This is a genomic window from Parabacteroides sp. AM58-2XD (assembly GCF_003463685.1).
Taxonomy (GTDB): domain Bacteria; phylum Bacteroidota; class Bacteroidia; order Bacteroidales; family Tannerellaceae; genus Parabacteroides; species Parabacteroides segnis.
Genome location: NZ_QSDP01000002.1, coordinates 63,053 through 89,438, shown reverse-complemented (window position 1 = coordinate 89,438; position 26,386 = coordinate 63,053). Strand labels below are relative to the sequence as shown.

16 protein-coding genes and 3 pseudogenes are annotated in these 26,386 nt (G+C 45.6%); 4 read left to right on the top strand and 15 right to left on the bottom strand.

The features are described from left to right. Window positions 1-2 precede the first annotated feature (2 nt). From DXA15_RS01020 to rpoN, 8 genes and pseudogenes are all read right to left on the bottom strand, one after another. Window positions 3-881: a DUF4292 domain-containing protein gene (locus tag DXA15_RS01020; protein ID WP_128132843.1), complete on the bottom strand. Its 879-nt coding sequence runs from the start codon at window positions 879-881 to the stop codon at window positions 3-5. Then, window positions 878-2,637, bottom strand: a pseudogene (locus DXA15_RS27835) (tetratricopeptide repeat protein). Before DXA15_RS27835 ends, DXA15_RS01020 begins: the two are co-directional and overlap by 4 nt. A gap of 63 nt (window positions 2,638-2,700) precedes the next feature. Then, entirely contained in the window at window positions 2,701-3,135 is a 435-nt protein-coding gene (gene dut / locus DXA15_RS01010; RefSeq protein ID WP_128132842.1) for a dUTP diphosphatase, read from the bottom strand. Between the two features lie 39 nt (window positions 3,136-3,174). Next, entirely contained in the window at window positions 3,175-5,013 is a 1,839-nt protein-coding gene (locus DXA15_RS01005) for a 4-hydroxy-3-methylbut-2-en-1-yl diphosphate synthase (protein ID WP_128132841.1), read from the bottom strand. 186 nt (window positions 5,014-5,199) lie between these two features. Next, entirely contained in the window at window positions 5,200-5,706 is a 507-nt protein-coding gene (gene purE / locus DXA15_RS01000) for a 5-(carboxyamino)imidazole ribonucleotide mutase (protein WP_128132840.1), read from the bottom strand. After that, complete coding sequence (gcvH, locus tag DXA15_RS00995) at window positions 5,707-6,087, bottom strand: glycine cleavage system protein GcvH (RefSeq protein WP_128132839.1); 381 nt, start codon at window positions 6,085-6,087, stop codon at window positions 5,707-5,709. It lies immediately after the preceding gene. Window positions 6,088-6,103: 16 nt separating this feature from the next. Continuing rightward, the gene (locus DXA15_RS00990; RefSeq protein ID WP_128132838.1) at window positions 6,104-6,724 is read right to left on the bottom strand and encodes a phosphatase PAP2 family protein; all 621 of its coding nucleotides are present in this window, start codon (window positions 6,722-6,724) and stop codon (window positions 6,104-6,106) included. 12 nt (window positions 6,725-6,736) lie between these two features. After that, window positions 6,737-8,191: an RNA polymerase factor sigma-54 gene (rpoN, locus tag DXA15_RS00985; RefSeq protein ID WP_128132837.1), complete on the bottom strand. Its 1,455-nt coding sequence runs from the start codon at window positions 8,189-8,191 to the stop codon at window positions 6,737-6,739. A gap of 202 nt (window positions 8,192-8,393) precedes the next feature. On the opposite strand from rpoN, the gene DXA15_RS00980 reads away from it, so the two are divergent. Further along, complete coding sequence (locus tag DXA15_RS00980) at window positions 8,394-10,571, top strand: ATP-binding protein (protein WP_128132836.1); 2,178 nt, start codon at window positions 8,394-8,396, stop codon at window positions 10,569-10,571. A gap of 128 nt (window positions 10,572-10,699) precedes the next feature. Then, window positions 10,700-11,659: a hypothetical protein gene (locus DXA15_RS00975; RefSeq protein ID WP_128132835.1), complete on the top strand. Its 960-nt coding sequence runs from the start codon at window positions 10,700-10,702 to the stop codon at window positions 11,657-11,659. Window positions 11,660-12,170: 511 nt separating this feature from the next. Here DXA15_RS00975 and DXA15_RS00965 read toward each other — a convergent pair. Together DXA15_RS00965 and DXA15_RS00960 are read right to left on the bottom strand one after the other, a co-directional pair. After that, window positions 12,171-13,976, bottom strand: a complete 1,806-nt coding sequence (locus DXA15_RS00965) for a Na/Pi cotransporter family protein (RefSeq protein WP_009860126.1) — start codon at window positions 13,974-13,976, stop codon at window positions 12,171-12,173. A gap of 51 nt (window positions 13,977-14,027) precedes the next feature. Continuing rightward, on the bottom strand, window positions 14,028-15,719 hold the full coding sequence (locus DXA15_RS00960; protein WP_128132834.1) for a Na/Pi cotransporter family protein: 1,692 nt from the start codon (window positions 15,717-15,719) through the stop codon (window positions 14,028-14,030). Window positions 15,720-15,802: 83 nt separating this feature from the next. On the opposite strand from DXA15_RS00960, the gene DXA15_RS00955 reads away from it, so the two are divergent. Beyond that, a complete protein-coding gene (locus DXA15_RS00955) occupies window positions 15,803-17,470 on the top strand; it encodes a nucleoside kinase (RefSeq protein WP_128132833.1) in 1,668 nt (555 codons plus the stop codon). Between the two features lie 65 nt (window positions 17,471-17,535). Here DXA15_RS00955 and DXA15_RS00950 read toward each other — a convergent pair whose 3' ends face one another. The 3 genes and pseudogenes from DXA15_RS00950 to ribF form a co-directional block, all read right to left on the bottom strand. After that, the gene (locus tag DXA15_RS00950) at window positions 17,536-18,819 is read right to left on the bottom strand and encodes a lipopolysaccharide biosynthesis protein (RefSeq protein ID WP_128132832.1); all 1,284 of its coding nucleotides are present in this window, start codon (window positions 18,817-18,819) and stop codon (window positions 17,536-17,538) included. Between the two features lie 4 nt (window positions 18,820-18,823). Further along, window positions 18,824-19,877: pseudogene (locus DXA15_RS00945) on the bottom strand (M20 family metallo-hydrolase). A gap of 36 nt (window positions 19,878-19,913) precedes the next feature. After that, a pseudogene (gene ribF / locus DXA15_RS00940) lies at window positions 19,914-20,875 on the bottom strand (riboflavin biosynthesis protein RibF). A 103-nt stretch (window positions 20,876-20,978) separates the two neighbouring features. Between ribF and DXA15_RS00935 the strand changes: the two are divergent. Continuing rightward, window positions 20,979-24,128 carry a hypothetical protein gene (locus tag DXA15_RS00935; RefSeq protein WP_128132831.1) on the top strand — a complete coding sequence of 1,050 codons (3,150 nt, stop codon included), beginning with the start codon at window positions 20,979-20,981 and terminating at the stop codon, window positions 24,126-24,128. Between the two features lie 222 nt (window positions 24,129-24,350). Here the strand turns inward: DXA15_RS00935 and DXA15_RS00930 are convergent, their stop codons facing one another. After that, window positions 24,351-26,036, bottom strand: coding sequence for a TlpA disulfide reductase family protein (locus DXA15_RS00930; protein ID WP_233566625.1), 1,686 nt, complete (start codon window positions 26,034-26,036; stop codon window positions 24,351-24,353). Beyond that, entirely contained in the window at window positions 26,003-26,320 is a 318-nt protein-coding gene (locus DXA15_RS25715; protein ID WP_233566622.1) for a hypothetical protein, read from the bottom strand. Before DXA15_RS25715 ends, DXA15_RS00930 begins: the two co-directional genes overlap by 34 nt. Window positions 26,321-26,386: the final 66 nt, after the last annotated feature.

Sequence of the window (26,386 nt, the reverse complement as noted above, 5' to 3'; positions counted from 1 at the left end):
TTTTATTGCTGGCTGTTACTGATTGATTTTATGATTTGTGCAAAGGTAATACGTTTATACTTAGCCGGAATGGAGAAGTCCAGATTAACCGGAACATTTGTCTGGATGCGGGAGAAACGGAAAGCGATGCCTCCCTGCGACGAACCGTTTGCCAGGACCTGTACGTCCATCAGCATCGGGAAAGGCTGTCCTTCCGCCACGCGGAAATCGGAATAGTCCCATTGCAGGGCATATTGCTCGGACGGGTCGGTGATGTAGGTGGAAAGCAACTTCTCTTCGCCGTCGGCAAAGAAGGTGTAAAGCAGTCCCATCGTGTCTTTGACCTTGATCTCGGCAGTCGAGCCTTCCTGGTTCAGTTTGAAACGTTTGTACTGTTTGGAGTCTATCTCCTGTTTGCCGGGCAGGAAGATATGGTTGGTGAACAGTGCCTGGAGGTTATAAAAGTTAAATTCGATCGGTGTCTGGCCTTTCAGGTCGGCATAACGTTCGGCGACATACCGTTTGTTCATGCGGTCTACTACCTTTATGCTGTCGACGGTAAATTCGGCGCGGAAAACTTCGATCCCCAGGAATGGCTGTACGGATAGCTGGAAGGCGCTGTCCCTGACCATCTTCAGGTCGACACGCGAACTCATGTTGTTCTTGGCCGTTTTCAGTTCTGCATTCAGGCGTGCCGTCATCGTATTGAACTGAAAAGAATGTTCTTCCATGGCTTCAAAAAACTCGTCGTGTGCCTTGGCACTGCCGGAGGCTACCGTCCCGACTTTCTTTGATGTTTTACAGCCGGACAAGAACAGGATGATCAATAAGATAAAAGCTAAACTTACCCGTTCCCGTGCCTGACGCGGGATCGCGGGGACAAGAGTTGTTATCCTGCTCATTTTGCTTCCTCCTCTTCGATATATTTGCCTTCAATGATCTTGCGGTCGAGTATTTCGCTTTCTTTACCCATTTCGCGGGCTTTTTTCCATTGTTCTATGGCTTTGTCCTTGTCTCCTATCATATACAGGATGTCACCGTAATGGTCTACCAGTTCCGAACTTTTCGTCGTGTCTTTCTCCAGGGCGCTTTCGATGTAAATCTTGGCCAGGGTGTAGTTGCCCTGTACGAAGAATATCCATGCGTATGTATCCAGATAGGTCGCATTGTCCGGTTCGAGCTTGATGCACTGGGCGCTCATGCGTTCCGCCTTTTTCAGGTCTTTTTTATCCAGCGAAAGGAAATACGCGTAGTTGTTGAGGACAACGATGTTGTTGTCGTTGTATTTCAGTGCTTCGTCGTAAGCCTTGTATGTCTGGTCCATTTGTTTCATCTGATAGTAGATGTCGCCGATCTGTCCGTAGAAATCGGATTTAAGCCGGGGATTATCCGTCGGGATGATGTTGATACCTGCATAGTAGGTGTTCAGGGCTTCCTGGTATTTTTCCTGCTGATAATAAGCGATACCCAGATAGAAATAATATTCGGGTGCATCCGGGAATAGTTCCTGGCATTTAGTACAGATACGGATCACTTCGGGAATATCTTCGGCTTTCAGCGACATATTCAGCAGTTGTTGCCAGGCGGCGGCGTTTTCGGGCTCCATCTCTGTGATAAGTTGGAACTGGAAACGGGCTTCGTCTGTTTTCCCCTGGGCGATCAGCAGGCTACCGTACATCTGTTTCAGGTCGGTGTCTTCCGGATGTTGTTCAAGCAATGTCTGGAATAAGGCGTTGGCGCTGTCCGTCCCTTTCTTCGTCTGTTGCAACTTCAGGATATAACGGGAGAGGATGGCGACTTTGGTGTCTACGTCCAGTTTTTCATTGATCAGGCATTGCGTATCTGCGTTTCGGCAGCATCCTTGTTGCCGGTCGCTTCGTAGTAGTTGGCCATAGAGACGATGTAGTAAGGGTTACCCGGGTCGATCTCATGGGCTTTCTGGTAGTAGGCGCGAGCCTTTATCGTGTCGTTCTTTTCCAGGTGAAGGTCACCCAGGATGATTTGGTAGCGGGCTTCCATCGGATATTTGATAGCCAGCTTTTCTATTTCGTTGAAAGCGGCATCCGATTGTTCCAGCTGGTTGTAGAGCTTGTATTTCTGCATGGAGAGCGCCTCGTTCATGCCGATGGACGATTCGAGGGCGTTGTAGGCGTCGATAGCCTTGCCGGTTTCGCCTTCCTGTGTCAGTGCTTCTGCCAGGTAATAGTTCAGTTCCGGTTTTCCGGGAAAGGCTTTTACCAGTTTCTCATATTCCTCGGCTGCTTCTCCGTACATGCCCAGGTTGCGGCTGATAGTAGCCAGTGCCATCCGGTAGGTGAAGTTGTCCGTGCTGTTGGCTACGGCGCGCTGTAACATCTCGACCGCCTTTTCCGGCCGGTTCATCTGCACATAGAACGATGAAAGTTCGTACAGTACAGGAGATGCCGTCGAGTCGATGGCCATGCAATGGTTGAAAGCGTCGAAAGCGGCATCGAACTTCCCGGCTGTTTTCAGGTTCAGCCCTTCGAAGAAGAAATAGTCGAATTTCCGTTGTTCGGCTTCACTTAATTCTTTTGCCTTGGTGGGAGTGTCTTTCCGGGTCTCTTCTGCATGCAAGGGGTTGGTTCCTGTCAGCAGGAGAAGTGAAAAGAGTATTCCGTATATTAGTTGTTTCAACATATGTTTGTATCTATGCTTTATTAATCAGTGTTGTTCCGGTAAGGTCCGGGTGTCGGACTGTCGTTATTTTTTTCCCGTGTGTCCGAAACCTCCGGCACCCCGTTCCGTATCGTCGAGGACTTCTACCGGTTTCCAGCTTATTTGGCTGTGGGTGGCGATAACCATCTGGCAGATACGCTCTCCGTCGTTCACGGTGAACGGCTCGGAAGAAAGGTTGACCAGAATGATTCCGATCTCACCCCGGTAATCCGCATCGATCGTTCCCGGCGTGTTCAGCAGGGTGATGCCGTGTTTCAATGCCAGGCCGCTGCGGGGGCGCATCTGTGCTTCGTAACCTTCGGGCAGGGCAATGTATAATCCGGTCGGGATCAGCTTGCGTTCCAATGGTTTCAGCACTACGGGCTCTGTCAGGTTTGCACGGATATCCATACCTGCCGACAATTCTGTTGCATAGGCAGGCAGTGGGTGATGTGATTTATTAATTATCTTTACTTCCATATTATATCTTGATTTTGAGGGACGAAGATAGTACAAATATCAGTTCTGCCAGTCTCCGTTCTCTTTTATTAACTGAACTAAACGTTCTACTGCATCTTCTTCGGGGATGTTTTTCAGCACGCATTCTTTGCCTTTGTAGAGGCTGATCTGCCCGCGTCCCGCACCTACATAACCGTAGTCGGCGTCGGCCATTTCGCCGGGACCGTTTACGATACAGCCCATGATGCCGATCTTCAGTCCTTTCAGGTGTGAAGTCGCCTCTTTGATACGGGCAATCGTCGTTTGCAGGTCATAGAGCGTACGCCCGCAACTCGGGCAGGAGATATATTCTGTTTTGCTGATGCGCGAACGGGTTGCCTGGAGGATGCCGAACATGTAACTGTCGGTGACCAGGGCTTCGCATTCATCATTATTGTGCAGCATGATGCCGTCGCCGAAACCATCGAGCAGCAAGGTTCCGAAGTCGGCTGCTGCTTTGAGTTGCAGGGCTTCTTTGTCGGGCTCGTGATAGTCGCGGTGAAGGATGACGGGGATATCGCAGCCGGCTGCCAGTAGTTTGTGCATGGCTGCACGTTGCGATCCGACACCGTTGCGGTGGTGGGTGCTCAGGACTGCCACGGCTGTTTTATCCTGTTTCAGTATCTCCAGCGTCTTATCCGTCAGGTCATTGTATGTCAGGCGGATGAACTTCAGCGGAGAGTTGTATTCTTTCATCTCCTCTATTTCGGAAGCGATGAAGTAAGGGTAGGCATTCGGACGTTCTTTCCAGAAATGGGCATCTACCAGCATGCGGAAGTTGTCGGGAAGATTGTCCGGGTCTTCTTTGCCGATGTATATGTAATCGGGCAGGGAAGAATAATCGAATTCGAAGTCGCCGGTGCTGCGGTCGGAGATGACGACGGGAGGGAAGTTGCCTCCGATGCCTTCCGTTACCCGGCTGATGCGGCGTGTGGCTGTTACCGGGTCGTATCCGGGAACTGCCTGGGCGACAATCGGCCTGTGTTCCCGGCGTTCCAGTATGTAGTCAACCAGTTTGCGGGCAACCGGTATTTCTGCTTCCGGGTCTTCGCTGAGGGATACGCGGATGGTATCGCCTATTCCGTCGGTCAGCAGGGCACCGATACCGACAGCACTTTTGATGCGGCCGTCTTCACCGTCACCGGCTTCGGTCACTCCCAGGTGGAGCGGGTAGTGCATGTCTTCTGCTTCCATGGTGCGGACGAGCAGACGTACGGTGCGGACCATGACAACCGTGTTGGATGCTTTGATGGAGATTACCACGTCCGGGAAATTCTCGTCCCGGCAGATGCGCAGAAATTCCATGCAAGAGGCAACCATTCCTTCGGGGGTATCACCATACCGGCTCATGATACGGTCGGACAGTGAACCATGATTTACGCCAATGCGGATGGCGGTTCCGTGTTTTTTACAAATGTCGAGGAAAGGGACAAAACGGTCGCGTATCTTCTGTAATTCGGCTGCATATTCTTCGTCGGTGTATTCCAGAAGGTCAAATGTTTTTACTTTGTCAACATAGTTACCGGGGTTGATACGTACTTTCTCCACCACTTCGGCGGCGGCATCGGCAGCTCTGGGGTTGAAATGTATGTCGGCAACGAGCGGGGTGGTATATCCCTGGGCATTCAGTTCTTTCCGGATCTCTCCCAGGTTGCGGGCTTCGCGTTCTCCCTGTGCGGTGAAACGCACATATTCGGCTCCGGCTTCGATCATGCGGATGGCCTGGCGGACAGAGGCTTCGGTGTCCATGGTGGATACATTGGCCATGGATTGGATACGTATCGGGTTCTCGCCCCCCAACGGGGTGTTTCCTATATTGACAACAGATGATTTACGGCGACTGTAATTAAAATAATCCATTTACTAGTTTGTTTTGGGGAACATGGCCGGAGCGTCCGGTGGTATCTGTTTCCCCTCTTGAGAGGAGATAAGGGGTGTGTTATCTTTTCGCCTTATTTACTGGCTTTAACACACCCCCTGCCCGCTCTCAAGAGGGGAAAAGTTACCTTTCAGTCGCTAAAAACAGGCTATGTTCCAACAATCTGATTAATTAGTTTTGTATTTAAAAGATACCTGAGCTAACTCTTCGTTGGCTTTTACGATCTTTTTCTTCAGATTTTCCTTGTAATCGACCAGCTTGCCCTGGAGTTGTTCGTCTCCTACGGCAAGCATCTGGACTGCCAGGATTCCGGCGTTTAATGCTCCGTTGATACCGACAGTGGCAACAGGAATTCCCGGAGGCATCTGTACGATAGCCAGCAGGGCGTCCATACCGTCGAGTGTAGAGTTGATAGGCACACCGATTACCGGAACGGTAGTCATGGATGCAATCACGCCACACAGGTGTGCAGCCATACCGGCTGCGGCGATAATAACTTTAATACCACGGTCTTTGGCTCCTTTGGCAAAGGCTTCCACTTCAGCCGGAGTACGGTGGGCAGACAAGGCGTGCATTTCGAAAGGAATCTCCATTTCGTCCAGCAACTTGGCTGCTTTTTCCATTACGGGCAGGTCGGAAGTGCTGCCCATGATAATACTTACTACCGGTGTCATTTATTTTGCGATCAGTTGTTCGTATTCGGCAGCCGACAGCAGGTCGTCCAGTTCAGAAGGGTCAGACATGGAAATCTTGATCAACCATCCGTTTCCGTAAACATCTTCGTTTACCAGTTCAGGTTTGTCTTCCAGGTCGGAGTTTGCCTGGATCACTTCTCCGCTAACCGGCATGAACAGGTCGGAAACAGTTTTTACAGCTTCGATTGTACCGAAAACTTCTTCTTTGGCAACGACTTCGCCTTCAGTGGTGATGTCTACAAAAACGATTTCGCCTAATTCGCTCTGAGCATAGTCAGTGATACCGATATAGGCAACTTCGCCGTCTACACGAATCCATTCGTGATCTTTTGTGTACTTTAAATCAGCAGGAAAGTTCATAACTTTAGTGTTTTTATTAGATGAATAAATAGATATAACTCAATAATGAGGCTACAAAGGTACATATAAAACCGAGACAAAAGCCGGCATATACCTGCATAGGAGTATGCCGTTTTAAAAAGATACGTGAAGTACCGACCAGCCCGGCTGCCAGCAGTATGATAATGAATCCCCAGTAAGGATTTATCAGGTGGATGCGCGCAACACCCATGATTCCTCCGAGAAGTCCTCCGATGCCCAGCGCATGGGCACTGATCTTCCAGAAGAAGTTAATGCACAGGGAAAAGAGCAATGCTACGCAGGCCCCCATCAGCAACGAGAGGAACCAGAACGGGATCATCATCTTGTACATATAAAATATACAGACCATGATGGAGGTGATGATGATCAGGTAGGGAACTACCCGTTCTTTGCGGTCTGTCAGTTCCAGGTCGCCGGCGGCCCCGTTCTTAACCATCAGAAAGATGAAAATTCCCGGAACGACGGCTGTCGACAGGAAGGCTCCGCCAACCAGGAACATCTTCATGGTGGGCGGGTAGATCGCCAGGTATGTGAATGACAATGCCAGAATGACTCCATACGTTACCATCAGTAACGGGTGGAACATGCCGGATATTATATTTGAAAACAATCTCATAACGCTTCAAATTTATATTTCTTTTCTGAGCCTTGCAACCGGAATATCCAATTGTTCCCGGTATTTGGCTACTGTGCGGCGGGCGATCACATAACCTTTCTCTTTCAGGATCGTGGTGAGTTCCTCGTCTGTGAGCGGTTTGCGTTTATCCTCGCTGTCTATGTGTTCTTTCATTATCTTCTTCACCTCACGGGTGGATATTTCCTCGCCGCTGTCGGTTTGCATCGATTCGGAGAAGAAGAACTTCAGAGGGTAGATGCCAAAATTGGTTTGCACGTATTTACTGTTGCTAACCCTCGAAATGGTCGATATGTCGTATCCCGCACGTTCGGCCACGTCTTTCAGTATCATCGGGCGCAGGGTCGCATCGTCTCCCGTCAGGAAAAAGTCCCGTTGCAGGAGGATGATGGCTTCCATCGTACGCTGTAATGTTTCCTGACGCTGTTTGATAGCGTCGATAAACCATTGTGCGGAATCCAGCTTTTGTTTTACGAACTGCACTGCTTCACGCATTTTGGAAGTCTGGTTGGCTTTATTGCCGGCATAGTCTTGAAACATTTCCGCATATTCACGGCTGATCTTCAGATCCGGAATATCCCGGTTATTCATGCTCAGGATCAATTCGCCGTTCACCGCCTCGACCAGGAAATCCGGAATGACCTGGCTCATGGCTGCTTCCATAGAACCACCCCAACTGCTGCAAGGTTTAGGATCGAGGGCAATTATTTCGTGAATAGCCTTTTTCAGCGTGCCTTCGCTGATGTTGAGGCCGCGCATGATCTTGTCGTAGTGCTTGCGGGTAAATTCCTCGAAATATTCCGTGAGGATATGGATCGCCATCTTTACTCCGGGCGTCAACTCTTTACGGTCGAGTTGGAGCAATAAACATTCCTGTAGGTTGCGGGCTCCGACTCCGGCGGGGTCGAAATCCTGTATGATGGTGAGAACCTCTTCTATTTCCTTCTCGTTAACGTCTTGTCCGGCCTGGAAAACCAGGTCGTCGGCAATGGCGGAGAGTTCGCGGCGCAGGTAACCGTCGTCATCTATATTTCCGATAATATATTCGGCAATCTTCATTTCCTTTTCCGGCAGGTCACGCAATCCGAGCTGTTGCAGCAGATATTCGTTCAATGACTGGCTTACGGAAAAAGGAATATCTTCCTTACGGTCGGTTTTCTCGCTTATCTCGCGGAGTTTGTAGTCCGGGATATCGTCTTCACTCATATAGTCTCCGAGTGAGAGGTCTGTATCTGTTTCGTTTGTAGTTATATCATCAACACCCTCGTCGTCAGTCCGTTCAAAGTCGTCCGCAATATCTTTTCCTTCCTCCAGGGCAGGATTATCCTCCAGTTCGTGCTTGATTCGTTCTTCCAGCTCGATAGCGGGAAGTTCCAGAAGCCGTATTAACTGGATCTGCTGCGGAGATAGCTTTTGCTGTAACTTTTGTTGTAACTGTTGCTTCAACATATTTAAAATCGTCTACATTAGAACATGCAAATATAACTTTTTACGCTGAACACGCTTATGATTAAAAGCATAATTGTTCTAAAGAAACGGCTTGCCGGGCGATTTCCGGTGAATATTAACATGTCTCGACGTGAATTAGTTCCTTGAAATACCTTAAAAATCAAAACTATTCAATATTTTTGCGTTTATAAAGAATCATCATATGATGTCAACGCTAACAAAGAACAAATATAACCGATTATCCAAAGAGGAGCTGATACTATTATTAGAAGCACGCGATAATGAACAGAAGGCCGATACCGGCAGTTCTTTTGCTGAAGCTTCAAATATCAAGCGTATTATTTCCGAGGTACTTGTATTGCTGTTTAATGAAGAACGTCAGCCGATAGAGAAGGCCATGAGTTTGCTCCTGAACTTTTTCAATGCAGACTGGGGATATGTAGCTATTTTTGAAAAAGACGGGCGGACAGCCTATTTCCCTTACGAAGTGATGAGCGAATGGGTGGAAGTCCCCAAAGAGAACCATTCGGAACTGACGGACGAGACTATCCCCTGGATCATGGAAACAGTGAAGGACGGACGCGATATCGTCATGTGCAGCATGAGCGACTTGCCTCCGGAAGCGGAAACGGATAAAAAGCTGTTTGAGTTGCAGCACCTGGAATCCATGCTTATTATTCCGCTTTCCTTCCATAATAAAATACAGGGATTTATCGGTTTTGATTCTGTTCGGGTACAACGAGCCTGGACTGCTACGGAAATCGAAGACTTACATATTATAGCAAGCATCTTTTCCCTGATCATCGAACGCCGGGAGACACAAGCCAGCCTGGAAGAATCGCGGAAACATTTGGCGGAGCTCAGCATCAAATTTAAACAGTTCTTCAATAATTTGCCTATCGGGGTGGAACTGTATGACTCCGAAGGTTACCTGATCGATCTCAATGAGGCTGATGCTCGTATTTTCGGCTCTGCTCGCAAAGATCTTTTAGGCATTAATCTTTTCAGGAACCCGGCTATTCCGGAGAAAATACTGAAGGGGATAAAGAGTGGGCGGGCGTTTAGTTTTCCATTCGTCTATGATTTTAGTATCATACAAAATACCAGTTATTATCCGTCGGCTTTCGTAGACCAGATCAAATATCTTCAGATAAAGGGGATAGGACTGAATGATCCGGAGTTCGGGCGGGTCGGATACCTGCTTATCATCTCCGATAACACGGATGTGCAACTTAAAGCGGAACAGACCCGTAACAACCTGGCTATTTTGAAAGCCGTTTTGTTGTCCGGTCGTTCAATAGTCGGTGAGTATAGCGTGGAGGAGGATGAACTGTATATAGACCCTGTGTTGAATGACCATTCCAGTTCAAATCCTTTGTTCAATTATCTGAAGACACATAATTATCTGTCTATTCAGGAATTGTGGGATTTGGGGCAATTCAGTTCTATCCCCGGGAATGATATGAGACCTCTTTTGCAGGTTATCCGCGGGGAGACTGATAATTGTAGTTTTGTATGTAAAATGTTTGTCCGGACGGTTCCCACATGGATTCGTATAAATGCCCAGGCGCACAAAATCAATAAAGACGGGCATCCCAGCAAAGTCGTTTGCTATATAACAGACATAACGGGAGAGAAACAGCTGGAAGAGAGTTTGCAGCAGGCCCGCGACGAATCGCGTAAGAATGAACTGGAAATGCAAAAGGCCCGTGAGGCAGATATGCTGAAATCTACGTTTCTTGCCAATATGAGCCATGAGATCCGCACGCCTTTGAATGCCATTGTCGGTTTCTCCGGTATCATTGCTGAAATGGAAGACGAAGAGGAAAAGGATGAATATGTGAAGATTATCAATACAAATTGCGATCTGCTTCTTCGTCTGGTCACCGATATCCTCGATTTCTCAAAGATCGAATCGGGAATGATGGATTATTCACTGACGGATGTCAATATAAAGGAAATATGTGCGGAACAATATAAGGTACACTCCCTGAAAGTTCAGGAAGGCGTCTCCATGCTGTGCGATCTGAATGCTTTGCCGGACAAAATACTCCATACCGACCCCAAGCGAGTTACGCAAGTGGTCTCCAACTTACTGTCGAATGCAATCAAGTTTACCGAACAAGGAGCTATCACTCTTTCCTATCGTGTGGAAGAGGATCATGTCTTGTTTGAAGTCAGCGACACCGGTATCGGTATTTCAGCCAGGAATATCGAAACGATTTTCGAACGGTTTACCAAAGTCGACTCCTTTAAGCAGGGAACAGGCTTAGGCTTGTCTATTTGTAAAACGATCGTCTATGCCTTACGCGGTGAGATCGGTGTGGATTCAACGCCTGGTGTGGGTTCAAGGTTCTGGTTTACATTGCCTTGTGAATAAAAATAGAGAAAGGAAACAGGAATAAGAGCTACATAATCAAAAGTTTTTTAATATATTTGTCGGAAACAGAACGTATTTTTTAGGACAGACGCCGGGAACTGAAGACCAAATTTGAAAAACGATTATGTATGAAAAATGACCTGTTATATGAAAATCTTGTAACGGCTATTAAAGACAAGTTTCCGGGCCGAGGTGTGCTGACAAATAAGTTGGCCGATCTTCTAATGCTGGAAAAGGAAGCCGTTTATCGTCGGTTGAGAGGCGATGTCCCTTTTACCATCTTCGAAATTGCTACCATTGCTGCCAAGCTGGATATTTCGTTGGATCATATCATTGGCTGTTTTTCGGGTAAGAGCAGGCCGTTCCAGATGAAAATGGTAAACTTCCTGAATCCGAGCGAAGAGGATTATGAGATGCTCGAAAACTTTGTGAATGAGTTGAGGTGTCTCAAGGATGATCCGAATTCAGAAGTGGGCGGGGCGTTGAATATTCTTCCTCAGTCGTTGGTGTTAGGTTACAGGCATATTTATCAGTTTTACCTGTTCAAATGGATTTATCAATGTGGAAGTGTTATGCCTGCCCGGTACAGCCAGATTGAACCGCCGGACCGGCTGCAACTGATAAACAGCGAGATTGTAACGGAGGTTTGCCAGGCAGCCAATGCGTACCATATAATGGATAGCATGACATTCCTGTACCTGGTGAATGATATTAAATATTTTGCCAGCATTTACTTGATTACCCGGGAGGAAATAAATGTCCTGAAGAAGGAACTGATGATTTTTATTGATGATCTGGAGACTTTGGCTGCCAGAGGTTTCTGGAAGGAAGGTAAGAATATCCACTTTTTTGTCAGCTGTGTTAATTTTGAAACCAGTTACAGTTATGTGGAAACGCAACATTGCCATCTGACGATGCTTAAATCTTTCACACTGAACGACGCGACATCTCCTGACGAAGCTATATTCCAACGGATGAAGCAGTGGATGCAATCCCTGATCCGTACTTCTACCCTGATCTCCCGAAGCGGAGAGAAAGACCGTATCGTCTTTTTTGAAGAGCAGCGGCGGATAGTAGATATGCTATAAGTTTTGCAAGGGGCTAAAAGGGTGGAGAACGCTCCTTTCAACTGTTAAAATTAGCAGTTTTTGTCTGTATTGTATAAAGTTTTGTGTTCTAAAACAATTTTTAGCTACAATGCTCGGATAGCTTAACATATATTGTCTGTAAAAGACTTGACAAAGGCTTGCTACAGCCTTATCTTTGCATTGTGGTTTTTTCATAATAGTATTAGATTTAAGGTTAACAAAATTGGTTAGGGCTTGTCGTGAGACAGGCTTTAATTGTTTATAGACCTTTCCTTCTCTTTGCCACTCTCCCTGTTTATTTCTCTCCTGACTTGTATGGGATTACTCTATAAGGAAATTGAAGTATCATATATTATGATATTATAATCGCATATATTATGAGAATGTTGTATCATAATATATGATACTATGATGAATAAGGTAGTTTTCTCTCCGGGACTATCGGATAATGAAAAAGCCCTTCCCGGATAAACGGAAAGAGCTTTTACTTGGTAACCATAAAAGTTTATGGTTATATTTTCTTTTCGATAACGGCCTGTACTACATTTAATACATAGTCACCCAGTTTTTCGGATTCACCGACAAGGTCCATATAATAAACACCGTCCTGATACTGGTATTTCTTATTGTTGACATCTTCCATATTGTGTATCTTCAACTGGTTGCGATAATTGTTGATCTCGTTTTCAATGTTGTAAGACTGGTTGATATCGTCGTGAACGACTTCCTGCATGTGGAGGATTTCATTCATCCGGGTCAGGGCCTTTTCAAGCAGGGCGAACATCTGGTCGATGTTGTGGTTCTGCTCATCGGTAAACTCGGATTTGCCTTCGTTGCGGCGTCTGATGCCACGTGCCAGATTGTTGCAGGAGTCGGCGATACTTTCTATTTCCGTCACGGTACGCAACATGATACGGATTTCTTCCTTACCTTCAGAACTCAGGCGTCCTTCAGCAACGAATGTCAGATAGTTGGCAATCTCGATTTCCATACGGTCACTGATGTTCTCGTACTTTTCGATGCGACTGTATATCTTCAGGAAGTTGTCTTCGTTCTTCTCATAGAACAGGTCTTTAACCATACCGAACATACGTTGTGTACGTTCTCCGAATACGGCAATCTCTTTCTTAGCCTGCATCAATGATAACTCGGAAGTAGAGAGCATACCGGAAGGAATGTATTTCAACTGGAACTCTTCTTCGTCGCTTACGTTCTTCGGTTTGATCAGGGCTGAACAAACATATACGTAGAACTTCACGAACCAGATCATGATACAAACGTTTGTTATATTGAATACGGTATGGAACAGGGAAAGACCGTAGGAAACGGATACCTGTAATGTGAGTAATTGCTTTTGCAAAGCGAGCAGGTGCGGATCTGTGATCTGCGCGCTGGAAGTGATCAGGGAGATCGTCTTCGGATCGAGTGTACTCAGGAACTGCGTCATCTCATTCGGGTCGCCCGGGCCATAGTTTGTAACGATCCAGGTGATCATGCTGGTGAACGGATAGAACAGTGCCATAACCCAACATACCCCGAATACGTTAAACATCAGGTGGGCGATTGCAGCACGCCGGGCCGAAACGTTCGCCGAAATAGCCGCAATATTCGCTGTAATGGTTGTTCCGATATTTTCTCCCAGTACCATTGCTGCCGCCATCTCGAAAGGAATCCATCCCTGCGTACACATAATCAATGTGATGGCAACGGTAGCACTGGATGATTGAACGATAACTGTAAGAATGGTTCCTAAAAGGAGAAATATAAGGAGGGAAGGATATCCCAAAGAGGTATAATCTTGTAAGAAAGAAAGGATTTGAGGATTGCTTTGCAGGTCGGGTACTGAAGATTTCAGATAGGATAGCCCCATGAAGAGGAAGGCAAAACCCATTAAAAATTCACCCCATGATTTTCGTTTACTCTTGCCGGAAAATATCAGCGGAATACATAATCCGATGAGCGGCAGCGAGAAGACACTGATGTCGACTTTAAATCCGAAGAGAGAGATGATCCATGCCGTAACCGTCGTACCGACGTTGGCTCCCATGATGACACTGATTGATTGGGTTAGCGTCAGAAGTCCCGCATTAACGAAACTGACAACCATCACGGTAGTGGCACTGGATGACTGGATGAGTGCTGTAATCAGAATCCCGGTCAGAACACCTGTAAACCGGTTAGTCGTCATTACCGAGAGAATGCTGCGTAACTTGTCTCCTGCGACTTTTTGCAGACCTTCACTCATTACTTTCATTCCGTATAGGAACATACCTAATGCTCCTACAAGCGTAAGAAAATCAAAAAAAGAATAGTCCATTTATATAAATTTAAGTGGATAAATATCCGATTAAAATGAATGTATGCATACTTATATTTTCTTCTCTATAACAGCCTGTACAACATTCAGGACATAATCTCCCAGCTTTTCAGCTTCGCTGACGATATCCATATAATATACCCCGTCCTGATACTGGTATTCCTTATTATTGATATCTTCTACATTATGTTGTTTCAACAGGTTGCGATAATTGTTTATTTCGTTTTCGATATTGTAAGACGGGTTGATGTCGTCGTGCGTCAACTCCGGCTTTTTCAGTATCGAGTTCATTTGATACAACGATTTCGTCACCAGTTCGAAAATCTTGTCTATGTTATGGTTCTGTTTGTCGGTAAAGACAGACTTCCCTTCATTCCTGTGTTTGATGGTACGTGCCAGGTTATTACAGGAGTCGGCAATACTTTCTATTTCCGATACGGCACGTAGCATGATACGGATTTCTTCCTTACTTTCCGAACTCAGGCGGCCTTCTGCAACGAGGGTAAGATAGTTGGCTATCTCTATCTCCATGTGGTCGCTGATGTTCTCGTATTTTTCAATCCGGTTATACGTTTTCATGAAGGTGTCCTCGTCCTTTTCGTAAAACACATCTTTTACCATGCTGAACATGCGTGTTGTTCGTTCGGCAAAAAGGGATATCTCCTTATTCGCTTGCAGAATAGACAATTCGCCTGTCGAAAGCAAACCGCCTGTGATGTAACGCAGGCGATACTCTTCGTCTTCCGGCTTTGATTTGATCACTAAACAAACCAATCGTTCAATCGGTTTAATGAACCATATTAATATCAATACATTGCAAATGTTAAACGCAGTATGGAATGCCGACAACATATAGGTGATCGCAATGTCTTTGGGTGTATTGGGTGCAAGGTCATCGACGATACGTGTTACGGCGTCAATAAACGGATGGAAGACACAAAGCACCCAAATAACTCCGAAAAAATTGAATATGAAATGGGCAAATGCCGCCCTTCGTGCCTGTGCATTACCGGTGAGAGCTGCGATATTGGAGGTTACCGTCGTTCCGATGTTCTCTCCCATCACCAGCGCAATACCCAGATACAGGTCTAATACGCCGCTTGAACATAATATTAATGTAATAGCCATAACGGCCGCCGATGACTGTACTGCCATTGTTATAATGCCTCCGATCAGCAGGAACAACAGTACGGAGAACATTCCCCATTCTTTGCAGGATGCGATAAAAGACAGGAGTACCTGGTTGTGTTCCAGGTCCATGTGCATCGCATTCTCCCTCAAAGTCGTTAGTCCTAAAAACATAAAAGCGAACCCGAACACGAATTCACCGAATGACTTGCGTCCGCTTTTTTTAGAGAATATTAAGGGGAGAGATAATGCAAACAGGGGATAAATGACATTGGACATATTAAACTGGAAACCGAAGACAGACATAATCCACGCAGTGACTGTCGTCCCTATGTTGGCTCCCATAATAACGGATATAGCTTGTGTCAAGGTAAGGAGACCGGCGTTTACGAAACTAACGGTCATAACGGTGGTAGCGGTGGATGACTGGACAGCGGCTGTAACGAATGCTCCCGTGAGCAATCCGGTAAACCGGTTTGTAGTCATGGCGCCAAGGATATTACGCAGACGGTCTCCTGTTAACTTCTGGAGACCTTCACTCATAACTTTCATTCCGTACATCAAGAGGGCCAAAGAGCCGAGCAGTTTAAGTACGGTAAAAATTGTATTATCCATCAAAAAATAGTTATACCTGGAAGTATATCCGATTAATATTCCTAACTTTAGGCAGCAAAACTACAAATAATAACTGATATAATATGTCTGAAACAATCACAATTTATTGCAAAAATAACAATACTTATAAAGAGGTACCAATCGGTTCCTCTTTATTGGATATTTATACGATGATGGGGGCGCCTCTGCGTTACCGCCCGATGAATGCAAAAGTGAATAACAAGGTGGAAGGCCTGAATTTCCATTGCTGGCATCCGAAAGATGTTGAGTTTGTGGATTATACTCAGCTTTCCGGGTTGCGTACGTATGTCCGTTCCCTTTGTCATATTTTCTCAAAGGCGGTCAATGATGTGTTGCCTTCCGCAACATTAAATTTGGAACATCCGATATCGAAAGGTTACTACTGTGTAATCCATAATGGCAAAAAGATCGATCTTGAAACAATCGACAAGATCAAGAAGCGTATGCGTGAAATTATCGATGCCGATATGCCTTTCCTGCATAAAACAGTCCGGATGGTGGATGCGGCTGTCCTTTTCCGTGAACGGGGAATGAATGACAAGGCGCGTCTGATCGAGACTGCCGGGATGCCTTACACTTCGTATTATGAACTGGATGGCTATATCAATTTCTTTTATGGCTGTCTGACGCCTTCCACCGGTTATATCCAGTTGTTCGATATCGTTCCGTATTTCGACGGGGTGTTGCTTCAGATACCGAAGAGAAGTAATCCGCTGGAACTGGAGCCGGCTATCACGCAGGATAAGATGTTCGAGGCTTATAAAGAGCATCTGACTTTGCAGCGCACACTGGATTTGAATAATGTGGGCGACCTGAACCGGGCTATCGAGAAGGGGCATACTTCCGAAATTATAATGGTTTCGGAAGCAATGCAGGAAAAACAGGTTGCTAAGATAGCGGAAGAGATTGCGAAGAGATATGAAGATGGTGTCCGTATTGTTCTGATCTCGGGACCTTCGTCTTCCGGAAAGACAACTTTCTGCAAGCGTTTGGAAGTCCAGTTGATAACGAATCTGATCCATCCTGTGGCTATTTCGCTCGATGATTATTTCCTCAACCGGGAAGATACGCCGAAAGACGAGACGGGCGATTATGATTTCGAATCGCTTTATGCCCTCGATCTGCCTTATTTTAACAGCGAGATGAAGGATTTGTTGGCGGGGAAAGAAATAGAAGTGCCTACTTTTGATTTTGGTTCGGGTAAACGTATCTATAAAGGTAAGAAACTGAAGATGCGTGAAAATTCAGTCCTGGTGATTGAAGGTATCCATGCGTTGAATCCGGAACTGACATCTATGATAGAGGATAAATATAAATACCGGGTGTATGTTTCCGTCCTGACATCCATCTCTTTGGATAACCATAACTGGATACCGACTACCGATAACCGTCTGTTGCGTCGTATCATCCGTGATTACCGTTTCCGCGGTTATTCGGCCAAAGATACGATTGCCCGCTGGCCGAGTGTGCGGCGGGGAGAGGATAAATGGATTTTCCCTTACCAGGAAAATGCGGACGCCATGTTCAACAGCGCCATGCTGTATGAGTTGGCGGCTTTGCGCAAGTTTGCCGAACCGATCCTGGCCGAAGTACGTGAGAGTGATGAAGAAAACGCAGAAGCCTACCGCCTGTTGCGTTTCCTCCGTTACTTTAATTATATTCCGGACGTCGGCCTGCCCGGCACTTCGCTTTTACGCGAGTTCCTGGGGGGAGGAAGTTTCCGGTATTAAGAAAACAGATTGAATTATAATAGAAATGCGGGTGGTATGCAGAGAGTATCTGTATGCCGCCCTTTTTATTTTGTTTCGAGTTTTTCCCGTATCCGTTTTATCAGTTCCCGAAAATCTTCTTTATCGGGAATGAATTCGCTTAGCCTGGTTTGGTTTTGGCGGCAGAATACTGTAACTGAGAATATCAACATGGCACAGAACGCAATACTGGTACTGATGGCTGAGCCGACGACACCGTAAACAGGTATCAGTATGTGACCTGCTATGAATAAAGTTGTAAGTCCGACGCATGAACTGACTGCACTATAACGTATTTTCCCGCTTCCAATGAAGTAATGGCTGAGTATGCTGTTGCACCCTAATGCAATAATTCCGATGGACAAGCCGAATATAATTTTTCGCATGCCGGTAAATTCGGGGCTGAACAGGTAATCGGTGTAAACCCATTCCGGTATAAACAGAATACAGATGGTTGCAGATGTAATTGCACAGAAGGTAAGTTTGAATAGTTTTAATGTAGTCCTTTTTTGTTCTCCTGCATTGGTCGTTTGTGCTACGCTGCTGTATTCGATGAAACTGACACTCCGACTGATATGCCAGACGCTTTCCGATATTTTTGTCCCGGCATCGAGTAATCCGACACTACCCAGTCCGGCAAACCGCTGGATCAAGAAATAGTTTAGCCGGGTGGTCAGTACTTCGGCTATATTGTCGGCACTACCCCAAAGTCCATAGGTAAACATTTCTTTTAGGATTGCGATAAACGGTTTGTTTGTAGGCTTATTTTCTCTTTTGGTCAGAAAGGGAAAAAGTAATATCAGACTGCCGATGAAAGCAATGCCGTAAGTGATGTATAATCCGTAAATATAGGATGAAACTTCTTGTTTTCCTGCTATATAATAAAAGTATAAAAGGATGAAGAACAATAATCCGCCTTGCAGCATGTAAGTCAGATTAAATCCTGTAATCCTGTCTTTGCCCAGCAGAAAGCGGGCGTTGGTTGTAATAAAAGAGGAGATCAATGACAGCACATATATATCTGTCAGGTACTCTTTTGGAAATAGTCCGAATAGTAACATGGAGGCACACGCTAATCCGGATCCTATCAGAGGCCATGCATAAGCCGGGAACAAAATAGTATGTATGGAATAACGGTTCATAAAATATACGATCGTATTGCCTGAAAGTACCCCATTGAATACAACGGCTATATTTACTGAGGCCAGGATGATACCCACCAAGCCAACCCCTTCCACACCCAATGCTTTGGCATTAATGAAAATGAGCATTAGATTAAGAAAGGCAATCAGATAGCGTGTTCCAATTGTCCCCAGTATTTTTTTCAGCATACGATTATAATTTCAATCCATCCAGTAAACGGACATACGTATCTATCGCCTCCCTGATCTCCATCAGCCGATATACTCGTCTGCCGCATGCGAACGGGCGGAGTTTCCCGGGCCTATCTTGACGGAAGGGAACGGCATGAGTGCCTGGTCGCTGAGCGTAGGCGAACCGAACGGTTCTTTTCCCATCATGATGGCTCTTTGTACAAATGGGTGATCCAGTTCCGTACGGGTTGAGTTCAAACGGAAACTGCGTGCTTTTACTTCACAATTCACTTGCTCTTTGATCAGCTCGAACAGTTTTTCATTGGGGTAAAATTCATTTGTACGTATATCGACCGTGAATTCGCAGCGGTCAGGAACAACGTTGTGTTGTGTGCCGGCATGGATAATTGTAACGCTCATTTTTACCGGTCCGAGGAAATCACTCTTCTCCGGAAACTGGTAGGTGTTGAACCATTCAATATCTTTTATAGCCAATGTGATAGCATTGATTCCTTCATTACGGGCAGCATGACCAGCTTTTCCGGTTGCTACGCAATCAAGGACCATCAACCTTTTTCGGCAACGGCTGGCTGCATGCCGGTCGGTTCTCCGACGATGGCAAAAGCAATGGGCGGAAGGTCTGCCAGTGCACTTTCCAATCCGTTCTTTCCTGATACTTCCTCCTCGCAGGATGCCAGGAAAATCAGATTATAAGCCTGTTCTTTACCGGTCAGTAGTGTGAAAGCCGAATACAGGGAGACTACGCTTGCCCCGGCGTCATTGCTGCCCAGACCGTATAACTTTTCCTCTTCGCCCTCTTCGGGATTGAAAGGGTCTTTCGTCCAGCCGGAGGCCGGTTTTACGGTGTCGATATGTGAGTTCAGCAACAGCGTCGGTTTATTCAGGTCGAAACCGGGAGAAACGATCCACAGATTATTCCCTTTACGGTGTACCGTATGCCCTGCAGCTTGCCATGTCTGTTGTAAAAAGTCGGCTACAGCCGCTTCATCCCGGCTGAAAGAGGGACGGCTGATCATCCCTTTCAAAGTATCTATTGCTTCGTAGTAAAGTTCCATCTATTCAGATTATTGAATTTAGTTACCGGTTGTATCTCAATTCCCCTCTTGAGAGGGGGCAGGGGGTGTGTTACATTCCGTCAATAGCCTGTCCACCGTCTTCCTGTCATGTCCGAGCTGTTCTATCAGTTCTTCCAGGGAATTAAATTTGACATCCCCCCGTACATAATATATAAACGCAACAGTTATTTCATTATTATAGATATCTCCGGAGAAGTCCAGTATATTCACTTCCAGTGTAATATTGTCGCCATTCTGAAGTGTAGGACGGTCGCCGATGTAGAGCATTCCTTTATATTTCTCTCCTTTCAGATAGACCCAGACTGCATAAACCCCGATCCCCGGTACAATTTTAAAAGGTTCGTCCACCTGTATATTGGCTGTAGGGAATCCCAGTTTGCGTCCGACTTTGTAGCCGTTTACAATCGTTCCCCGTAGCTGATAAGGGTAGGTGAGTAACCGGCCGGCATCTTCCACATTACCGTCTGTCAATAATTTCCTGATCTCGGAAGAACTTACAGTCGTACGTCCTTCATCGTAAGGCGATGCTTTGATTACCTCCATCCCACAGGCTGCACCATAAACAACATATTGCTCAAAACCGTCTTTCCGGTCATGGCCGAAACGATGGTCATAACCGATCAGTAGAGCGGCTACATGTAATTTCTCCGCCAGTATGGAACTGATAAATTCCTGTGCCGTCAGGCGGGATAGCTCCACCGTGAAGTCGAGAACGATGCAGTAATCTATGCCGGTGGTAGCCAGTTGTTCCAGTTTTTCCTCAAATGAATTAAGTAATTTGGCTGATAATCCGAATGCAATACGGCACGCGGATGCTCCGGAAAGGTAATAACGGCCGAAGGCAGGCCTTTCGTCTTCGCAACTTCCTTCAGTTCATTGATCAGGAACCGATGTCCCAGATGAACTCCGTCGAAGAAACCGATGGTAGCAACCAGTCTTTTCCCTTTTAATAAATCCGTATCTCTGATAACGATCATTTTCTTTCTATTCATTCAATGAAAAGGCAAAAGTACATAAAACCAATGGAAATTAGTCGTACATTTGACCTGATTTATTAACAGACATCTCTGAGTATTAGTTATGAAAAAAATCTTTTATCTTCTGATTTGCCAGTTTTTATCCGTCTTCTATCTCTTTGCCGATGGTGTGCAGACTGAGAACAGAACGGTGATTTTCACACCTTCCGGTGGTGAAAAGGTTCATTTGTTAACTCCCGGAAGCAGTGTTTCCGAAACAGTTTCGTTTAAACAGGAAGCCTATCCTGTGCGTAGATTCCTTCGTGTTGTCGGCGGAGTAAAAATGCCGGCTCCTTTTGAAAAAAGAGGAGAGGAGATGTTCAGGCGGTCGGAATTTTATATTGACGACAATCTGGATTCCGTCCATGTAAAGAAAGATAAGTATTCCTTATATTTTAAAGGAGAAGACAATAACTTCGAGCGGCATGCCTATTACCGTATTTCGGGTGACTTGCTGAAATCCGGTGAACTGACGGTGACCTTGCCGGTAGTGAAACGTCAGGACCTGTCCGTTTCTGCGGGTGGTGACTTTGGCGTACAGATAGAATTGTTTTATAAAAAGCCCGGACGCTATAAAGACGATATTTACGACCGCCCGGATTCGTTGCTTTACTTCCCGGTACCCGCAGGCTCCGGCAAATATCAACAAGTAACGCAAACATTCGTGCTTCCTGATAACGTCGCATGTGCCTTTTTACGTATCGGGGGAACTCATTTCAGCGGTGAGTGCTGGGTGGAGGCACCCAGATTGGTGCAGAACAAGAAACAGGTCTGCTCCATACCTTTTGCAAAGTTTGCCGATAAGACAGACGATTATAACTACTGGACCGGTTGTAACCTTTCTACCCGCAGTTGGCCGCGTTGGAAGCTGGATTTTAACGGTACGACTGTTTACGAAGGAAATATTTTCGACAGAGCCTCTGATATAGCGGACTTTTATATCCTTCTGCCTGCATCTGTGCAGGGTAACGGCGATTTGAAACTGACTTTGCTCAAAGAGGATAACCGTGCAGCGTATTCTTATGAACTCCGTTCGCTGGAGATTATCGAAGAGAGTGCCCGTGATTTTGAAGTTGTTTCCGTGCCTGAATATGTTTCTGCCGGAACGGCTTTCGGTGTACTGGTAGAAACGAATAAGCCGGATGTCCGTTTGAAGGTACAGGCTCCGTCTTCTGTTATCCCGGCGTCTCAGGAAGTGGTATTAAAAGAAACCGGTTTGCATGTGATTGAGTTTCGTGCCGGCGATTATGCTTCCGCTGTCCCGATGATTTTTGACGACGGAAGCCGTAAAGCGGAAGTAACAATTCGTCAGATAATAGAAAAGGAACCGGATGAGGTTTACATTTCTTCCGGGGATGAGATTTATATAGATAAGGAGTATGCGCCTTATGATTATTTCTTTAAATGGTATATCTCCCAGCGGGTCGGAAATTGGTATCAGTTCCGTCCTTCCTATCAGTGGAGCGGTTTCCGCGTTGCCCGTCCCGAAGTTATCCGTCATTATACCGGTTTGTTGAATAAGCTCCAGGTTCCTTATGCCTGGCAGGTAGAAGGCCGTACATTGGCCGGTAAACGTATCAATCCGGATTTGGAAACATTGGCTTCTCCGATGTTCCGCGGAAAGCAGGCGCATGAAAATGACGGCGGTTATTATTACTGGCAACATTTCCTGTATCAGGGAGTCTTCTCGGATATGGCTGCCCGTAACCGTCCCTACGGTGGTATCTTTGCTAAACATCGTCCGATTTATACTGACCACGGAACCTTTATCCATTATGATCCGTATGGTGTCAAGGATATGGCTGACGGTGCCCGCAAGCTGGTTGAGAATTTCCGTTACTCAAAAGGAGAGAGCAGCCGCCATACAGGTCCTTCCACGTTGTTCCGTTATTTATATCAGGCAGGCTATAACTGGCTGGGAGCCGAGCAGATGTACGGTCCTGAAGAAATTATCCTGTCTTCGTTGCGCGGTGCTTCACGTGCTTACAGCAAACGGGATTACGGAACGTTGCATGCCATGCAATGGGGTTCGGGGCCTTTTACCGACCCGAAACATTCTTTACGTTTATATATGTCGCTTGCCGTAGCCTATATGCATGGTTCTTCCCATATGAATACGGAAGAAGCCTTGTGGCTGGACGAATATGCCAACGACCGTTATTCCAAGTCGGGCAAAGAGCATTTATATGCACAGCATCGTGTGCTGGACTTTATAGAAACACATACCCGTCGCGGCGAATTGAAAAGTAACGTTGCTGTTATCCAGGGAAGGAATGACGCCTGGAAATCGTTCGGTCGCGGCAGCTTATGGTCACAGAAGGGCGACAAGTGGCAATTTAATAAGGCAACAGAAAGTTTTGATCTCCTGAAAGTTTTCTATCCCAATAATATCGTTGATGGTTGTGGCCCTAACGGCTGGTTTACCTCTACGCCTTACGGGACAATTGATATTCTGCCTATCGAGGCTCCGCAAGACGTGATGAATAAATATAAGGCAATGGTATTCCTCGGCTGGAACAGTTTCGATGAAAGCGACTTCCTCCGCATCCGCAACTATGTATTTGAGGGCGGAACGCTTGTCCTGACGGCTGCCCACCTGAATGCCGAACTTCAACCTGACCAGCCGGCAAAGTTCCCGACTAACGATGCGGTTATCCGTGAAATGTTGGGCGATAATTATAAGTCTTTAAATGGAAAGACCGTTATCCCGTTCGGATCAGGAAAGATCATCTACTTCCCGCAGGCTGCTTATCCGGCAGAATCGTCTCTGAGAAGCCAGTATGAAGAAACAATGTGTGAGTTAGCTACGGAAACCGTGAACAAGGAACTTTCCTCCGGTTGGATCGAATCTGCTCCGTCTGTAGGTTTCACTGTTTGGGATAACAAAGACCATCGCACAATTTATCTGTTGAACACCGACTGGCAAAGTGATGAACAGCAACATACGGCAACCTTCGTCTATAACGGAAAGAAATTCCCTGTTGATGTCAGACGTTATCATATCGAAACCGTTCATTGTACTAATGGTTTAGCGATTAATCCCGGTAGTAATACGACGGATATTTTAAGCATAAATAAAAAAGGTAACAGTTGGAAAGTAACTGTACAGAATACGGAGAAAGATACAATCCGTTGTTTTAATGCAGAAACAGGAACGACAACCACTGTTGTGCTGGATAACCCTTCTGTCCATGTGATTACGGTTGGATATTGAAAAATAAGGCATTTCTGTCAAGTTGATTTAAAATAGAATATTCTCCTCTATTTTTCCTGTAAGAAGTTCCCCACGTTTTTATTAGCGTGGGGAATTTCCCCCATACTGGTGGGGCATATTCCCCATGCTTGTGGGGAAAGGGCAAATCTTATCAGATAAATAGTACCTCTGATAAGCCCTCTTAACAGGTATATTTAAAGAGGATGAACTCTTTTGAGATGGTTACTTTTTATCTGGGAATAGTTGTTGTATTTCATACTCTGCATTGTGTCCGGGGAAATTATCGTCGACCACATTCCCATCCCGATCCAGCATTACATAACGAGGTATGCCATTGAATTTGAATAGTTGACGCAGATAGTTGTATTCATCTTCCGGTAAACGGAACAGGTTGTCACCCATATCATTTTCTGAAATAAATTTATTGTAAGAGGCTTCAGGAGAACCACCTGTATCTGTAATATATACAAAGGCGAGATCCGGACTTCCTTTATATTTGTCTCTTAGCGGCTGCATCTGTTTAATGCCGTGAATACAAGGTCCGCAGGTAGTAGCCCAAAAGTCGACTAAAACAAATTTTCCTTTGTGTGGGTCTGTCATTTTACGGAAAATATCCGTAGCCTTCCCTTCCGGAAGTTTATAGGCTTGTTTTTCGCCTTCCGGAAATTTCTTGGCATACATACGCATCGTTTCTTCTTTCAGGAAAGGCTCTGAGATGCTGTTGTTTATTTCTTCAGCCAGCAAATGTCCTTCTTTGGGTGTAAGCATTTCTAGTGAATAATTCAGCGAACGGGTCTTTGCAATCTCAAACAGCAGACCGGGCGTGACTTGCAATTCATTCCGCAAAACAGAATCTTTGCGTAACCATCCCTTACTAAACATTTCAAGCTTATTCTCGGGGGTGAATGTCATATCTGCGTTGTTGAAAGGTCCCATATATTCATAACGGTTGATGAAAGAACTGAACATATTCGAGACAAGTAAACTTTTGTCGTTACTATTTATCTTCGGAAGGAAGTTATAATAATCATCCGGAATCGGTTGTTTCAGGATTTCATTGGTAGAGTCCTGAGAGGTGTAATACCTCCGTGTCATAACATAATCAAACAAAGCTCCGTAAAATGATAGAAGTATTTTATTTTTCAGTAATTGCTGACCTTTGATTGAAACAGTATTTTGTTTCAGTTTTTCTGCCAGTGAGTTATCAGCCTCTTTCAAAGCGTTCAATTGCTGTTGTTTAAATTCCGCTGGAGCAAGAGTTTTTAGTTGCTTTTCGAAATTTCGGTAATTGAAAGTATTTACTTTAAATCTGTTAAGTTCTTTGTTTATTCCGGCTGAGGCTCCTTTGAAATCTATGTTTTTAAACTCATACCGGCGATCGCGATATCGGTCTGCCATCAGGAAGTCTTCCCAGTCGAGAGAAATAAATAAGGTTTCTCCCGGTTCGATATAAAATGGAATGGAAGTCCTTTTGAAAGAGATATAACCTTCCCAGGGATGATTTAAAAGAAAGTCAGCTTCGAAACGTCCGTCAGGATAGATTTGTATGACAGTCGGATAGTCTTCGCGAGTTAGTTCGTTACCGGTATAAATCATGCCGGTACTGAAACCGGCTCTGGGATCGTATCCTTTCAGGAAACCACGCAGGTGGGCTGTGTCTTTTCGGAAGAAGTCGGTTCCGTAATCGGTTGACGGAGCAGCTTCTGCTGCCAGTTGCTTTTCCATATCTTCCCATGTCCCGTATATGCTTTCTTCCACCGGTTTCTTCTTCTGATCTTTTGTTTTTTTCAGTGAGATTCCGAAGATTGAACCTTCTCCAGTATCTGATTCGATATAATCGAATTTCTTCATCTTTTTATCGAAAGGAGGAAAGATCAGGACAAATGTCGAGTCGCCTGAATCAGGCATAAATGTTTTTTTACCGAACTCGGTTCCTTCGATTCCGGTCGGAAAATATTTCTTCCCGGTATCCGCATCTTTGATGTAAGAAGTACTGTCGAAAGAAATCCACCAGTGGGGGATAAATTCGCAATGTATTGTACCCGTGTGTCTTCTTTGTTTCGCTCTATCTGAGTGATCGTATTGATACCTGTGCTTTTAAATTCATAAGCAGGGTTTTCAATGACGCGCTGGGCGAATGCTGTATGGCTGAGGCCCAGGAGTAAGAATAGGATGACTGTTTGTTTTTTCATATCAGAATGTTTTAAATGTTATCCTTTCGTTAATTTATAAGGCTAAAGATAGGTTTTAGTAGTTAT

Bases quoted from the DNA above. Each gene is read 5' to 3' on its own strand.
- DXA15_RS01020 (WP_128132843.1), bottom strand. From the start codon at position 881: ATGAGCAGGATAACAACTCTTGTCCCCGCGATCCCGCGTCAGGCACGG.
- dut (WP_128132842.1), bottom strand. From the start codon at position 3,135: ATGGAAGTAAAGATAATTAATAAATCACATCACCCACTGCCTGCCTAT.
- DXA15_RS01005 (WP_128132841.1), bottom strand. From the start codon at position 5,013: ATGGATTATTTTAATTACAGTCGCCGTAAATCATCTGTTGTCAATATA.
- purE (WP_128132840.1), bottom strand. From the start codon at position 5,706: ATGACACCGGTAGTAAGTATTATCATGGGCAGCACTTCCGACCTGCCC.
- gcvH (WP_128132839.1), bottom strand. From the start codon at position 6,087: ATGAACTTTCCTGCTGATTTAAAGTACACAAAAGATCACGAATGGATT.
- DXA15_RS00990 (WP_128132838.1), bottom strand. From the start codon at position 6,724: ATGAGATTGTTTTCAAATATAATATCCGGCATGTTCCACCCGTTACTG.
- rpoN (WP_128132837.1), bottom strand. From the start codon at position 8,191: ATGTTGAAGCAACAGTTACAACAAAAGTTACAGCAAAAGCTATCTCCG.
- DXA15_RS00980 (WP_128132836.1), top strand. From the start codon at position 8,394: ATGATGTCAACGCTAACAAAGAACAAATATAACCGATTATCCAAAGAG.
- DXA15_RS00975 (WP_128132835.1), top strand. From the start codon at position 10,700: ATGAAAAATGACCTGTTATATGAAAATCTTGTAACGGCTATTAAAGAC.
- DXA15_RS00965 (WP_009860126.1), bottom strand. From the start codon at position 13,976: ATGGACTATTCTTTTTTTGATTTTCTTACGCTTGTAGGAGCATTAGGT.
- DXA15_RS00960 (WP_128132834.1), bottom strand. From the start codon at position 15,719: ATGGATAATACAATTTTTACCGTACTTAAACTGCTCGGCTCTTTGGCC.
- DXA15_RS00955 (WP_128132833.1), top strand. From the start codon at position 15,803: ATGTCTGAAACAATCACAATTTATTGCAAAAATAACAATACTTATAAA.
- DXA15_RS00950 (WP_128132832.1), bottom strand. From the start codon at position 18,819: ATGCTGAAAAAAATACTGGGGACAATTGGAACACGCTATCTGATTGCC.
- DXA15_RS00935 (WP_128132831.1), top strand. From the start codon at position 20,979: ATGAAAAAAATCTTTTATCTTCTGATTTGCCAGTTTTTATCCGTCTTC.
- DXA15_RS00930 (WP_233566625.1), bottom strand. From the start codon at position 26,036: ATGCCTGATTCAGGCGACTCGACATTTGTCCTGATCTTTCCTCCTTTC.
- DXA15_RS25715 (WP_233566622.1), bottom strand. From the start codon at position 26,320: ATGAAAAAACAAACAGTCATCCTATTCTTACTCCTGGGCCTCAGCCAT.